11 protein-coding genes are annotated in these 14,383 nt (G+C 70.4%); 3 read left to right on the top strand and 8 right to left on the bottom strand.

What is annotated here, in order from left to right; genetic code table 11:
- Window positions 1-99 precede the first annotated feature (99 nt).
- From AB0B96_RS38970 to AB0B96_RS38950, 5 genes are all read right to left on the bottom strand, one after another.
- Complete coding sequence (locus AB0B96_RS38970; RefSeq protein ID WP_362907118.1) at window positions 100-3,906, bottom strand: beta-ketoacyl synthase N-terminal-like domain-containing protein; 3,807 nt, start codon at window positions 3,904-3,906, stop codon at window positions 100-102.
- A 31-nt stretch (window positions 3,907-3,937) separates the two neighbouring features.
- Window positions 3,938-4,981 (bottom strand): ketoacyl-ACP synthase III family protein, encoded by a 1,044-nt coding sequence (locus AB0B96_RS38965; RefSeq protein WP_362907116.1) that lies wholly within the window; start codon window positions 4,979-4,981, stop codon window positions 3,938-3,940.
- An 18-nt stretch (window positions 4,982-4,999) separates the two neighbouring features.
- Window positions 5,000-5,251, bottom strand: a complete 252-nt coding sequence (locus tag AB0B96_RS38960; protein ID WP_350947098.1) for a phosphopantetheine-binding protein — start codon at window positions 5,249-5,251, stop codon at window positions 5,000-5,002.
- Window positions 5,248-6,258, bottom strand: coding sequence for a ketoacyl-ACP synthase III family protein (locus AB0B96_RS38955; RefSeq protein ID WP_362907113.1), 1,011 nt, complete (start codon window positions 6,256-6,258; stop codon window positions 5,248-5,250). Before AB0B96_RS38955 ends, AB0B96_RS38960 begins: the two co-directional genes overlap by 4 nt.
- Before the next feature lie 399 nt (window positions 6,259-6,657).
- On the bottom strand, window positions 6,658-7,980 hold the full coding sequence (locus AB0B96_RS38950) for a cellulose binding domain-containing protein (RefSeq protein WP_362907110.1): 1,323 nt from the start codon (window positions 7,978-7,980) through the stop codon (window positions 6,658-6,660).
- 539 nt (window positions 7,981-8,519) lie between these two features.
- Between AB0B96_RS38950 and AB0B96_RS38945 the strand changes: the two genes are divergently transcribed.
- Entirely contained in the window at window positions 8,520-8,738 is a 219-nt protein-coding gene (locus AB0B96_RS38945; protein ID WP_350947101.1) for a hypothetical protein, read from the top strand.
- A 133-nt stretch (window positions 8,739-8,871) separates the two neighbouring features.
- Here AB0B96_RS38945 and AB0B96_RS38940 read toward each other — a convergent pair whose 3' ends face one another.
- The gene (locus AB0B96_RS38940; RefSeq protein WP_362907107.1) at window positions 8,872-9,885 is read right to left on the bottom strand and encodes a LacI family DNA-binding transcriptional regulator; all 1,014 of its coding nucleotides are present in this window, start codon (window positions 9,883-9,885) and stop codon (window positions 8,872-8,874) included.
- Between the two features lie 264 nt (window positions 9,886-10,149).
- Here AB0B96_RS38940 and AB0B96_RS38935 point away from each other — a divergent pair, with 264 nt between their 5' ends.
- A complete protein-coding gene (locus AB0B96_RS38935) occupies window positions 10,150-11,052 on the top strand; it encodes a hypothetical protein (RefSeq protein ID WP_362907105.1) in 903 nt (300 codons plus the stop codon).
- Window positions 11,053-11,220: 168 nt separating this feature from the next.
- Here AB0B96_RS38935 and AB0B96_RS38930 read toward each other — a convergent pair whose 3' ends face one another.
- Window positions 11,221-12,903 (bottom strand): protein kinase, encoded by a 1,683-nt coding sequence (locus AB0B96_RS38930; protein WP_362907103.1) that lies wholly within the window; start codon window positions 12,901-12,903, stop codon window positions 11,221-11,223.
- A gap of 185 nt (window positions 12,904-13,088) precedes the next feature.
- Here AB0B96_RS38930 and AB0B96_RS38925 point away from each other — a divergent pair, with 185 nt between their 5' ends.
- Window positions 13,089-13,430: a hypothetical protein gene (locus tag AB0B96_RS38925; RefSeq protein WP_362769432.1), complete on the top strand. Its 342-nt coding sequence runs from the start codon at window positions 13,089-13,091 to the stop codon at window positions 13,428-13,430.
- Window positions 13,431-13,551: 121 nt separating this feature from the next.
- Here the strand turns inward: AB0B96_RS38925 and AB0B96_RS38920 are convergent, their stop codons facing one another.
- Window positions 13,552-14,052 (bottom strand): calmodulin-binding protein, encoded by a 501-nt coding sequence (locus tag AB0B96_RS38920; protein ID WP_362907101.1) that lies wholly within the window; start codon window positions 14,050-14,052, stop codon window positions 13,552-13,554.
- Window positions 14,053-14,383 lie beyond the last annotated feature (331 nt).

The raw sequence follows: 14,383 nt of genomic DNA, 5'->3' as shown, positions 1-14,383 counted from the left end.
CTCCCGGCGACCCTGCTGTGGCAGCAGCCCACCATCACCGCGATCGCCAACCACCTGGTGGAGCTTCTCACGGCTCCGGGACCGGAGGTGCCGGCGGCCTCAGCCTCCGATCGCGAGCACGCTCTCGGCGGCGGTCTCCGTCGCCACCTCCGGTCCCGGAGCCGTGAGAAGCTCCACCAGGTGGTTCGCGATCGCGGTGATGGTGGGCTGCTGCCACAGCAGGGTCGCCGGGAGACGGCGGCCGAAGCGCTTCTCCAGACGTCGCCGGACCATGATGGTCATCACCGAGTCGAGCCCCTGCTCGACCAGGGGACGCCTGGTCGCCAGGTCCTCGGGGGCGAGCCTCATCACGGCGGCGATCTCCGCGCGGATCTCGGGCAGGACACGCTCGCGCAGGTCCTCGGGCGCCAGACCGGAGAACGACTCCGCGGGCCCACCGAGATCCTCCTCGGCCGGGGCGGGCGCGTCGATCACCGGATAGCGGAGTCCGGTGAGGTGTCCCACCACCCGGCCGTCCACGTCGGCGAGGAGCACCCGGACGGTGTCCTCGGCGGCAGGGTCGACGGCCGCGTCGATGATCACCGTCGAGGGAGGCGCGCCGGTCAGCGTCATCTCGTCGATGTGCACGACCATGCGCAGCACCGGATCGCCGGGGAACACGCAGGGGGCCACGGACATCGCCGCGTCCAGCGCCGGCGTCCAGCCCTCCGCCTCCCCGGTGCGGACCGTGGCCCGCAGCACGCCGTCCCCGCTCAGCAGCGTCTCGATCGTCCAGTCGAAGCCCGTCGAGGGCACGCCGACGCCTGCGAGCCGCTTGTGCACGAACCCGGGATCGATCGGGGTGAGAGCGTCCGCGTCCGGCAGCACGTCGGGTTTCACCTGGCCAGGGGCGGCCACGTCCGCGGTGACGTGCACCAGCCAGGCGGGTTCCGGCTCGTCGGGACCGGCCGGGGTACGGGCCGCGAGCCGCACCGCCGGAGGCTCGTGCACGACCTGGATCTGCCTGCGTTCCGCGGTCATCAGCGGATGCATCATCTCCACGTCGGTGAGCGTGACGTCCTCGTCCTCGACGGCGTGCAGGAACGTGTTGACGAGCACGGCGGCGGGCACGATCTCGACCCCGTTGAGGGCGTGGCTGCCCGGGTAGGGCCGGTTGGCGTCCTCCAGGCTGGTCCGCCACACCCGGGTCCGGCTGCCCGCGAGGCCGGTCCCGGCCCCGAGCAGGGTGTGGGAGTGCACGTCGTGCCCCCGGTTGTCGTCGCCGGTGTACGCCTCCCGCCAGTGGCGGCGGTGCTGCCAGGCGTACGGCGGCAGGTCGGCCAGGCCGCCGGACGGCTGCAGCCGGCTCCAGTCCACCTCGACGCCGTGGCAGTGCGCCGTGCCCAGCGCGACGAGGAAGGTCGAGGACTCGGGCTGGTTCCTGCGCAGTGACGTGCCGACGAACACGTCGTCGAACCCGTTCTCCGAGAGCGTCTCGGTCACCGAGTGCGCGACCACGGGGTGGGGGGAGATCTCCAGGAACACGCGGTGGCCGTCCTGCGCCGCGGCCGTCGTCGCCGCGGTGAGCCGCACGGGGTCTCGCAGGTTCGCCGCCCAGTACGCGCCGTCCAGGACGGGCGTCGACCGGGGGTCGGCCAGCGCGGTCGTGTACATGGGGACGCGAGGCGCGCCGAACGAGAGATCGGCGACGGCGGCGGCGAGTTCGACGGCGAGCGGGTCCATGTGCGGGCTGTGGAAGGCGACGTCGGAGGCCACCCGCCGCACCACGATGCCCTCGGCGGGCCACTCGTTCACCACCGCCTCGACCGCGGCGACGTCGCCGGACAGCACGGTGGAACCGGGGGCCGACGAGATCGCGGCCACCAGGTCGGTACGGCCGGCGAGCCGCTCCGCCGCCTCCTCGAACGACAGGTCGACCATCGCCATCGCCCCCTCGCCCTCGACCTGGCGCAGCAGCCGGGAGCGGCGGCAGATCAGGCGGGCGCCGTCGGCGACGGTCATCGCGCCGGCCGTCACCGCCGCCGCGATCTCGCCGACGGAGTGGCCGATGACGGCCTTCGGAGTGACCCCGTACGCGTTCCAGAGCCTGGCGAGGCCCAGCTGCATCACGAAGATCATGGTCTGCACGCGGTCGATGGTGTCGAGATCGCCGTCGGCGAGGACCTGCCGGGGCGAGAAGCCGATCTCCTCGACGAAGATCGGCTCCACCTCGTCGACGAGGGACGCGAACTCCGGCACGGCGAGCAGTTCCCGTCCCATGCCGCGCCACTGGCAGCCCTGGCCGGAGAAGACCCAGACCGGCCCGGGGCCGAGCTCGGGCAGCACGTCGCCGGTGATGACGCTCTCGGCGGGCACGTCATCGGCGAGCCTGCGCAGACCGGCCGCGAGCTCGTTCCCGTCCGCCCCGATCACGACGGCGCGACGGGCCAGATGGGTGCGCCGGAGCGCGAGCGTGTGCCCCGCCGACGCCAGGTCGAGCCCTTGGTCGAGGCGGTCGGCGAGCTTGCCCGCGTACTGCCGCAGCGCCTGTTCCGAGGCGGCCGACAGCGGGAACAGCCGCTCCCCGCCTTCCTCGCCCCGGGGAGCCTCCTGGGCCGCGGGGGCCTGTTCGAGCACGATGTGCGCGACCGTGCCGCCGTACCCGAAGCTGGAGACGCCCGCCCGGCGGGGGTGGTCGCGCTCGGGCCAGGCCGATTGCTCGGTCACCACGCGAAGGCCCGAGGTCTCCCACGGGATGGACGGGTTCAGGGTGTCCAGCACGCTCGGCGGGATCTCACCGCGGTGGAGGGCGAGCACCGCCTTGATGACGCCGGCGATGCCGGCGGCGCCCTCGAGGTGACCGATGTTGGACTTCACGGAGCCGACGAGGCACGGGTCGCCGGGGGGCCGCGGCGTGCCGTACACGGAGGAGAGCGCTCCCGCCTCAAGCGGGTCGCCGAGCCGGGTGCCCGTGCCGTGCGCCTCGATGTAGTCGACGGTGGACGGTGCGATGCCCGCCTGCCGGCAGGCCCGGATCATCACGTGTTCCTGGGCCTGTCCGCACGGCGCCATGATGCCGTTGGTGTGCCCGTCCTGGTTCACGGCGCTGCCGATGACGAGCGCGAGGATCCGGTCACCGTCGCGCCGGGCGTCCGACAGCCGCTTGAGCACGACCACGCCGCAGCCCTCGCCGCGTCCGTAGCCGTCGGCCGAGGCGTCGAACGACTTGGACCGCCCGTCGGGGGCGAGGGCTCCCGCCGTGCCGAGCGTGAGAGTCTGACCCGGGGTGACCAGCAGGTTCACGCCGCCGGCGAGGGCGACGTCGCTCTCGCCGAGCCGCAGGCTCTGGGCGGCCAGGTGCAGCGAGACCAGCGACGCCGAGCAGGCGGTGTCGATCGCCATGCTGGGGCCGCGCAGGTCCAGGGAGTAGGAGATGCGATTGGCGACGGCGCAGGTCGCGGCGCCGATCCCGGTCCACGCCTCGATCTGGGGCAGTTCCTCGAGGAGGCGGCCTCCGTAGTCGGCGGTGCAGACCCCGATGAACACCCCGGCGTCGGTGCCGGTCAGTTCGTGCGGCGGCAGGCCGGCGTTCTCCAGGGCCTCCCACGCGGTCTCCATCAGGATCCGCTGCTGCGGGTCCATCAGCTCGGCCTCGCGGGGCGACAGGCCGAAGAACTCCGCGTCGAAGCCCTCGATGTCGTCGAGGAAGCTGCCGTGACGTACGGCGTCGCGCAGCGAGGCGGCGTGCTCGGGGCTTCGGTTCTCGTACGGGAGCCAGCGTTCCGCGGGCAGCGGCCCGGTCGTGTTCCGGCCGGCACGCAGCAGGTCCCAGAACTCGTCCGGTGAGCGGGCGTCGCCGGGAAGGCGGCATCCGATCCCGATCACCGCCACTGGTTCCACCTGGACTCCGCGCGTACTGTCGGCCATCTGCGTTCGTTTCCCTTCGGTCAGACCCACTTCAGACCCACTGAGGATTGTCGATGATCTTGATGACGGCGCCGGAGACGGTCACTCCCGGCCCGGTGCCGAGCATCAGCACGTGGTCGCCGGGGCCCAGCTGCCCGGTCAGGAGCAGGTGGTCGAGGGAGAGGGTCTGGTCGGCGGCACCGCAGTGGCCGATGGTGCGACCGTAGTCCCAGGTCGAGCGGGACATGGGCAGGTCGAGCATGGCCATGCACCGCTGTTCGACGATCTCCTCCGAGTAGTTCATGAACGCCACCCTGGTGAGGTCGCCGGCCTCGATCCCGCTCTCGGTCAACGCGCGCTCGACGACCTCCATCAGCGCCCGCTGGATCTTGAACAGCGCCGTGGTGGCCTCGCCCTTGGGCATGACCTGCTGCCTGAACTGCTCGTTCCTGGCGGCGAAGCTCATCCGGCGCCCGACCGTGACGCCCGGAGGGAAGAGAGGCTCGCTGCCCCGGTGGAGCTCCTCGGCCTCGGTCACCGTCGTCGTGCAGACCGACGTCAGGCGCGCGAAACCCGTCCCCTTGGTGAGCACGAGCGCGGCGGCGGCGTCCCCGCCGATGTAGCCGGGACCCATCCGCCACCGGTCCATCAGCGGGGTGCCGTAGTTGTCGGCGGCGACCAGCAGGGCGGCCTGCCTGCCGGGTACGGCGTCCAGGTGGCCGGCCGCGAGCTCCAGGGCGATGAACATCCCGTTGCAGCCCTGCCGGATCTCGGTGGCCAGGACGTCCCCGCCGACGAGGTGGCGCTGCAGGTAGGAGTGCGGGGGCCAGCCGTCGGGACCCTGGTGCCACGTCGAGGCGTACAGGAGAAGATCCAGGTCGCCCGGCGCGCGCCCGCTGCGCTTGAGCGCGCTCCGCGCCGCGTGCAGGGCCATCTCCGGAGCCGGTACGTCACCGGCCACCACCGCCCCGGCCAGGTTGTGCAGCTCGGCCTCCTGCGCCGGGTACCAGCCTTTGGCGACGGCTTTCTCGACGCTGACGACGGTCCGGGGGAGGAAGGCTCCCACCCCGCTGATGTAGGTGTCCGCCAACTGCATGACTCTGCCCTCGCCCGGCTAGACGGATTCGAGTTCTTCGACCATCGCCACGATGGTCACGACGTCCTTGAAGTTCTCCGGGTCGAGCCTCGCGGCGGGGATCGGGACGCCGACGTCCTTGCGGAGGAAGTTCAGCAGCCGCGCGGTCCGCAGGGAGTCCAGGAGCCCCGACAGCAGGAGCGGGGTCGTCTCGTCGACCTTGATGTCGTCGCCGTCCAGGACGAGGTTCTCCTGGATGAAGTCGACCAGCCTTCGCGTGAGATCGGTCATGCGCGTGCCCCTGTCGTGACGGGAGAGGTGGCCAGGACCCTGAAGATCGCCGCGGCGACGGACGTTCCCGAGCCGAAACCGACCGTGAGCAGGTGATCGCCGGCCACGAGCCCGCCGGTCGCGACGAGATGCTCGAAGGCGATGAACTGGTCCACCGCGCCGCAGTGGCCCACGCGCCTTCCGTAGTCCCAGGTCGTCTGGTCCTCCTCGATGCCCAGCCAGGACATCTGCCCGTCCAGGTCCTCGCGGCGGCCGTGCGGCAACGCCACCCGCGTGATGTCGGAGAGCTCGATCCCCGCCTCGTCCAGGGTCTTCTCGACCTGCTGCATCATCGTCTTCTGGATCGTGAGGTGGATCCCGGTTCCCTGCTTCTTGAGCAGCCTCTGGCGGAACTCCTCGTGCCGGTCGCCGAAGCTCAGCCCTCTGCCGACGGTGGCGTCCGGGGGGAAGAGGGGGTAGGCGCCGTCGTTGACCGCGTCGGCCTCCGGGATCACCGTCGCGTTCACCGAGAGGAGCTCGGCCATGCCGTAGTCCTTGCCGAGGAGGAGCGCGGCCGCGGCGTCGCCGATCAGCGCCCCGGGGGTCATCCGCCAGCGGTCCACCAGCGGGGTGCCGTGGTTGTCCGAGGAGACGACCATCGCCGTCTTCCGGTCCGCGTCGGCCTGCAGATAGCTCGCCGCCAGTTCGAGCGAGCTGATCATCCCCACACAGCCGCTCCGGATCTCGAACGCGGGAACGTTCCCACCGAGGAGGTGCATCTGCAGGTAGTGCTGGGGCTGCCAGCCGTTCGGGCCCTGGTGCCAGACCGACGGGTAGAGCAGCAGGTCGAGGTCGCGCGGGGAGGACTCACCCCAGCGGTCGTACGCGTCCAGGACCGCGAGCCGTGCCATCTCGGGCGCGGGCATGTCGCCGGCCACCGCCGCGCCGATCTGCTGGAACCTCTCGACCTCCTCGGCCGGGTACCAGCCCTCACGAACCGCCTGCTCGACGCTCACACTGTCAGGCACATAAACGCCGAGGCTCCTGACGAATATGTTGGATGTACGCACACGTCCCCTAACTCATCGACGATCCCGGACAACGGCCTTCTGGCAGCGGAAGACGGCTTATCCGATTTATTTCGGGTCACGGGATATCAAGTGACCTGCGGCCGGGCAATGAAAAGCGGGAAATGGGCCGGCGGCCGTCGGGGGCAACAATAGGGGCGGACCGTTGCGGAAAGCAATATGGACGTGAGCGGCCGGTCGGTGACATTCCGTGATCGGGTTCCGACGGAATGTATTCAACTCTGGAAATGCGCCTTTCCGCTCCAGGTCACGGTTTCCCAGAATGTAATTCTTGGGAATCCGGGCGACAGGAGAACGGTGCCGGGCCCTCGCCGTTCGGCTCGGACCCGGCACGTCGTCTCAGGCGGGCACTCTCGTGCAGACGAGGTTGTTGAGTTTGAACTGGGCCGGAATGCCGTTCGTCCCGGTGGCGGTCGCCGAGAAACCGAGGCTCTGGCTTGAACTGGGGCCGATGTAGGAGTTATGGCCGGCGTCACGGGCGGTCACCTGGGTACCGGCCTGGGTCACCGTGGCGTTCCAGGCGCTCGTGATCTGCTGGTTGCCCGGCCAGGTCCACGTCAGGGTCCAGCCCTCGATGGGGGTGGTGCCGGTGTTCCTGATGGTCGCGCTGCCGTTGAAGGCGCCGTTCCAGGCGCCGGTGGTGTAGGTGACCTCGCAGGAGGTGCCCATCTTGAGTCCGCCGCGCAGGAAGGTCGTGAAGTTGGCCCAGGTGGGGTTCAACGTACCGGTGCCGACGGTCTCGGAGCAGTTGGCGGTGGTGCGGACGGTCTGCAGGCCGTGCCGGGCGGGGTCCATGATCTGGGGCATCATGTGGTCCGCGCCGGGCACCGAGATGAACGTGGCCCTGCCGCACTGGGCCTTGATCCTGTTGTAGAGCAGGAGGCTCTGCCCGTGCGGTACCAGGAAGTCGGCCTGGCCGTGCATGAACATCAGCGGCGGGTCGTTGCTGTCGACGTAGGTCATCGGATTGGCCTGGGCCACCGTGGCCGGACAGGTCTGGATCGGGCAGCCGACCAGGAGGGACTCGGGGGAGGCGGGGGAGTTGTGGTCGAGCCCGCCGGTCGGCAGGTTCTGCGTGTTCATCTGCAGGAAGTCGGTCGGACTGAAGAAGGCGAGTCCTGCCTGCACCGCGCTGGAGACGCCGGTCGTGCCGACGGTGCCCTCCAGTGCGGCCACGCCACCGGAGAAGGTGGCCATCTCGGTCAGCCAGCCGCCCGAGGAGTCGCCCATGATCGCGAATCGATTGGGGTCGAGCTGGTACGTGGCGGCGTTCGCGCGCAGCCAGCGGATGGCCGCCTTGATGTCGTGCACCTGGGCCGGGAAGATCGCTTGGGCGCTGGAGCGGACGCTGACCCCGGCCACGGCGAAGCCCAGGGGGGTGAAGATGTCCGCGATCGCGTCCGCGCCGGCCTTGCCGTCGTCACTCGTCCACGCCGAGCCGGTGTGCCAGATCAGTAGCGGCCGGGGCGTGATTCCGGTGGAGGGCAGGTAGAGGTCCAGCAGATGCCCCTTGCTACCGGCCGGTTGCGCGGGCGCGTAGGCGATGTCGGTGATCACCTGCGTGGCGTGAGCCGGTGGCGCGAAGACTGCTGACACGCCGACGACGGCCAGCATGGTCATCGCCATGCCGACGATCGCGGCCGTGCGGATTCGAGCTTGCATGGTACGACTCCGGTTGGTCGGATGCTCGCCGCTCGTCCCCGGTGACCGTCCGTGTTTCCTCTCGCGCCGTGGCGACCTCGATCAGCAGGCCGACCGTAGCGCCTGCGAGAACAACGTCCTGTTCGAGTGTCGCGGCTCACATCGATATGGGCGGGGCGACGATATGACACGTAAGTGATGGTGGTCAAAGTTTTCGATGCATCGTTCCAATAGAACAGGATGAGGGGCATAAATCGTACTTTGAGGATCAGGTGGTGCGAAGACAGGTCAGATCATCTATGGCATGCACAGGCGGTCGGATACGCGCCCGCGAGGCCTTTCAAGGCCGCCATGTCGGGAATTGGACAGCGGCTGGACCTTCGAGGGCGGGTGGCATGGGATTTACCGTCGGTAAACATCCGCGAAACATGTGCGGCCGGTGACAAGACCGATGAAAGTTTCATCCCCGTCCCGCGAATGATTCGAGTGCGATGATCTTCTCTGGTGCGGGCCGAGTGATAATGTTCACCTTCATGATCTCCCCAGTCACAGGAGGACGAATGCGAAAGGTACGCGCTGTTCTCGTCTCGGCCGTCATGGTCCTCGGAGTTTCGCTGACGACCGGTGCCGCCCCGGCGCACGCCGAGAGGCTGGCGGGTGTCTTCAAGGAGCACGCGGAGTGCGAGCGGATCGGAACCCACGGCATCACCGAGGACTGGTGGAACGACTACTCATGCGAGTGGGAGAGCCGGTACAGCTACTACTTCCTGTACGCGTGACCCCGTGAGACGCACGCACCCCCGGCTCCGAGAGATCGAATCGGGGGCGCGTGCCCATGATCCGCGGCTCGCGGGATCGGCTCCCTCTCCGTCACGCCGGCCCGCAGCCCGGTAGGGAACCGGCCGCCGGAACTCAGCGCGGCGGGATGCCCCGCTCGACCAGCTCGGTGGGAAGCACCACGGTGCGCGGCCACGACCGATCCCCGCCGATCCGCCGGAACAGCAACTCGGCGGCGGTCCTGGCCAGCTCACGGGTGTCATAGGCGATCACCGTCAGCGGGTACGGCACCAGAGCGGCCATGTCGAAGTCGTCGAACCCGAGCAGCGCGGCGTCGCTGCCGCGCCGGTGCAGTTCCCCGACCGCGCCGAGGGTGATCCGGTTGTTCAGGCTGAAGAAGGCGGTCGGCGGATCCGGCAGGTCGAGCAGTTCGGAGACGGCCCGGGCCGCCGCGGCCGGGTCGCGGACGCCGTCGCGGACCAGCCCGGTGTCGTACGGCGTGCCGGCCGAGGTCAGCGCGTCTCGCGCGCCGTCGAGCCGCTCGCGCATCGTGTGGACGCCGATCGAGTCGAGCAGGACCCCGATCCGCCGATGGCCCGCCTCGACGAGCCGGCACACCCCGGCCCGCGCGCCCCCGCGGTTGTCGAGCAGCACCGTGTCGGCGAGCAGTCCGCCCGCCGGACGGTCGAGAAAGACCACGGGGGTGCCGAGCTCGACCTCGGCGCGCAGGAACGAGTGGTCCTCACCGGCCGGCACCACGAGCAGCCCGTCGACGCGGCGGGCGCACATGTCCCGCAGCAGTTGCCGCTCGCGCGCCGGATCCTCCTCGGAACTGGCGATGATGAGCATCGTGCCGTGGTGCCCGGCGACCTCGGCGGCGGCTCCCGCGATCGTCGCGTAGAAAGGGTTCGCGATCTCCTCGATCAGCAACCCGATCGTGGCGGTCGCCTGCCCGGAACGCAGCGAGCTGGCCAGGTGGTTGCGGCGGAAGCCGAGTTCGGCCACGGCGGTGAGCACCCGCTCGACCAACTCGGGCTGTACGTGCGGAGCGTTGTTCACGACCCGCGAGACGGTCTTCAGGCTCACCCCGGCCAGGGCCGCCACGTCCACCATGGTGGGCCGCCTCGCACGGCCGCCATCGCTGGTCATACCCGAACCATACCGACAGGCCGTCCGCCACGTTGACAACGTTGTCCGATCCGGCCGTACCTGCTCATCGCCCACGACGCCCGCCCGGCGCGAGGGTGACCACCGGGTGTCGTCCACGTGATCGAGTGCCTCCTGACGGGTGTCGACCCGGGAAAGACCGGAACCGACGGAGGTGCCGGAAGCGCGAAACCCGCGAAAGGCCGCTCGGGGAATGAGAAAGTGACGGGCAACCAGGTTGTAAGCGGGCTTCCAAGAATGGCTTCCATGAAGAACCTCCCCTCACGCCTTGCCGCCCCCGTCCGGCACGGTGCCTTCCTTGTCCTCCTCGTCCTCGCCCTGGTGGCGTTCACCGGTTGCGGTCTCACCGGCGGCCAGGCCGGGGACGGCGCGGCCGCCCCCGCGCAGGTGACGAGCGAGGCGACCACCGCGCCCGCCGAGAGCGACCCCCCGGCCCAGCCGGAAAGCACTCCCGAGCAGGCGGAGACCGGCGGGCAGGACCGGCCTTCCTCGGCCGTCGAACCGGGCGGCACCCTCGTCGACGGCAGCACGGTCTCGGCCGAGCTGACCCGCGCGGGGGAGAGGCACAAGTTCACGCTGGATCTGGGCGACGCCAGGGAGTTCTACGTCGCCGACATGGAGGGCGACGGCATCCAGTTCCAGGTGTTCTCCGACGTCGACGACGAGCCCCTGACCCCGGCCAGTGTCGATTTCAGCGCGGGTACGTCGCTCAGCAACAAGCTGACCAAGGTGGGCGGCCACCGGCTGGAGGTCTGGGGGAACACCAACGTGATCGGGGCGTACAGCTTCAGGATCGCGACCGTGAAGGTCCGCACGTTCCCCGCGACGATCGGCCTGAAGATCGGTGAGGGCAGCCCCGAGGGGGCGGGGTCGCTGGATGTCCCCGGACGGATCGACCGCTTCGAGTTCGACGCCGACGGTGCCAAGGCCATCAGGATCATCGCGGGAGGCGGGCCGTGCACCTCCATCGACGTCGAGCTCTACGACGCGGCGGAGAAGAGCCTCGCCGATCCCCGGCAGCCCTACCCGCTGTGCGGCAACGAGTTCGACATGCCGCTCTCGGGCGGGGACGGGCGCTACGCGCTGGTCGTCAGGTCACCCGCGGCGAAGACCGGGTCGTACTCCTTCCAGATCGTGCGCGCCGGCTGAACGACGAGAGGCGAGGCGGGCCGAATGACCGGGAAAGGAGCGGGCGGGCGCTCCGAAGAGGCGCGGGGGCAGGGCGAGCGGAGAAAAGCGGGGCAGGGACGACCGAGCGAAGGAGGGCGGGGCGGCCGGGAGCGGTGCGGGCCGGGCGACCTCGCAGGATACGAGTGGTCAGGAGCGGCGCAGGGTCCCCCGGTACTCCAGCGAGCCCCCGCCCTCCTGCTTCACGCAGTCCAGCGTCTGGGGGTCCCGCACCGTGAGGGTCATGTCCCCGCTCACGCACTGGCCGCGCTGCGCCACGTTCAGGCTGAGCACGGTGTCGCGTACGCGGGTGAGCGTGGCCTGCTGCTCGCAGTCACCGGACACCCAGGTCCCGGTGGATCCTCCCGGATTCAGGGTGATCGTGACGTCGGCGGTGCGCTCGCGGTCGTCCTGCGAGACGACCTGGCCCGTCCAGGTTCCCGCGAAGGCCGAGGGGATGCCCCCTCCGGGAGCCGCGGGCGGTGCCGAGGCCGATCCGGAGGCCGGTGCCCGGTCGGGGGTTTCTTCAGGTCCGGAGGTCGGTGCCCGGTCGGCGGTGTCGCCGGATCCGGAGGTCGGCGCCGGGCGGGAGGTCCCCTCGGATCCGCTCCGGGGCGCCGCCCCGTTCGCGGGGGAACCTCCGATCGTCCCCGTCGCGTACAGCACACCGGCCGTCGCCAAGCCCGCGAGGACGACGGCGGCCACCGGGATGGCCACGTTCCTCGCCCGCCGCGTGCCCCGCTCGCCGTACGGGGGCGCGTGGACCCTCGTGCCACGACCCGCCGTACCGGCGTCACCGGGAGGTAGCAGCGCCGTGTCCCCTGCCGTGTCCCTTATTGGGCCCTTTGCTGGGCCCCTTACCGTGTCTCTTACCGGACCGGCCGGTTCGGTGGGCGTGGGGTGGACTCCGGACCGGACGACCGGTGGCGGCTCGGCCTCGACGGGATGGGTCAGGCCGCTCGTGGCGCGGTCCGACCAGCCGGAGGGGACGTACGCGCTGGGCACCGGGCCGACGTCGGGGACCGTGACGGTGGAGGCTCCGGGGTCGACCAGGCGCACCAGAAGCGACCGGGCCGAGGGACGCGCCGCGGGGTCCTTGGACAGGCAGGCGGCCAGGGTCTCGCGCAGGCCCTGGGGAACGCCGGACAGGTCGGGTTCCTGGTTGATGATGCGGTTGAAGACCGCGGCGACGGTGTCGCTGCCGAACGGGGCCCTGCCGGTCGCGGCGTAGAGCATGGTCGAGGCCCAGGCGAAGACGTCGGCCGCGGGTGAGCCGTGCACCCCCATGAGCTGCTCGGGAGCCATGTAGGGCGGGGTGCCCGACATCGTCATGGACGCCGTGTCGGCGTCGAGGGGCCGGGCGATACCGAAGTCGACCACGCGTGGCCCGTCGGGGCCGAGGAGCACGTTGGCCGGTTTGAAGTCCCGGTGAACCACCCCGGCGCCGTGGATGGCCGCGAGCGCGGAGGCTGTGCCGACGGCGAGCCGTTCGAGGTCACCGTCGCGCAGCGGACCGTCGTCACGCACCCGTTCCTGCAGCGAGGGGCCCGCCACGAACTCGCTCACCACGTAGGGGTCCGGCCGGTCGAGCTCCGCCGCGAGCACCCGGGCCGTGCAGAAGGGGGCCACCCGGCGGGCCGACTCCAGCTCCCTGGCGAGCCGGCGGCGGATGTCGGGATTCGTGCCGCCCTTGAGGACCTTGATCGCGACACGGTCGCCGGAGGCGCTCCACCCCTCGTAGACGATGCCCTGACCGCCCTCACCGAGGCGCCCCACGACCTGGAACGCTCCCAGCGTGCGCGGGTCATCCGGTTCCAGCGGGCCAGCGGCCATGAGCTCCTCCATGCACGTCGGCGCGGGTCCCCAGCGTAACGACGGCGGTGGCCGGGCCGCCACGGTCGCGTCGGGGCGCTTCGCCGTATGGACGGCTGGTTTGCCGCACCCCTCGCGGGGCAGGCGGCCGGTGATCGGAGACGCCGTCTCCGATCACCGCCGACGGCCAGGGAGGTGCGATCCCGATGAGCGCGCACACACTGTCGGTCGCGTTCAGCTGGGCCCTGCTGGGGATCGGATGCGTGATGGCCGCGCACGGCGTTCGCGTGCTGCTGAAGGGCCGGGTTCCGCTGATGGTCTCCAGGCGGGGCGGGGTCCTGCGGGTGAGACCGTACGCGTGGTCGCTGCTGTTCTTCGCGCTGTTCGCCGTCTCGACCGCGTCGCCCCGGCTGCTGGAGCGGACGGACGAACTGTCGCTCACCCTCTTCACCCTGCTCGCGCTCGCCTTCGCGGTGGTGGCGCTCACCCTGATGGCGAAGGCGAAAAGGGTGCTGGAGTCAACGACATCGCGCGACCGGGAAACCTGAGGACGATCCCGGCGCTCTGACGGCCGTACGCGGCAGGCTGGGAGGGACCGGCTCCGATCGTGGTCATCGTCTCCCCGAGGGGAGACGATGACCACGGCGGGCCGCGAACCCGTGGCGATGGTCAGGGGGCGGAGACCTCGGCGACGAGCTTGGAGGTCCAGGGGCAGAAGAAGCAGCCGGGCAGGAAGGCGCCGCACGCCTCGTCGAGATGCTCCTCGACGTACGGGAGCGACGCGTCACAGACCTCGATGGCCACCTGGAAGAAGTCGATCGTGTTCGGATCGAGGTGGAAGCCGTAGGAGGGGTTGTACGGGGCCCGCGTCTTGATGATCCGGCCCAGGACGTGCGTCCTCTCGGTCTCCTTGCCGCTGATGATCCGCCGGGCGTGTTCTATCTTCTCGGCGTCGGTGAGCTTGATGACGAACGGCAGGCGCGAGCCGACGGTCGTCATCGTGAAGTAGGCCGGCTCGACCGTGGTGGCCCGCGACGGCGCGTCGGTCTGGGCGGAGAAGGGCATCGAGCAGGCGCGGGTGGTGGCCGTGGCCTGAGCGGGTGCGGCCATCATGGTGGCGATCACCGCCAGGGCGGCGAGGTAGCCGATCCCGGTGAAGAAGCGTCGCACGGAGGTTCCTCCTGTGTTCTACGGGCCGTGACCGTCACGGTCTCAACGCCCTTGTAGGACTCCTCGCACGCCGGTCACCCGGCTCCACACCGGCCTTGATCGAAAAATCTCCGTCCCCTACCGCAGCTTGGCCCCTGTCCTTCGACGCGTCCGGTCCCGGCTCCCCCCGTTGGAGCCGGGACCGGGACGCTCAGCCGGTCGCGAGGTGCTCGGCTTCGTGGTGCAGTACCTCGACCAGGATCAGCTCCAGACGGAGGTCTGGATCCGTGAGGTCTTCGGACGGTGTCATCGGATACCTCCAGCCTCGCTGGTGGGGACGCCCCGACCACCC

This window comes from Streptosporangium sp. NPDC049046 (assembly GCF_040649155.1).
Lineage (GTDB): Bacteria > Actinomycetota > Actinomycetes > Streptosporangiales > Streptosporangiaceae > Streptosporangium.
This window is presented reverse-complemented; position numbering and strand designations above follow the sequence as displayed.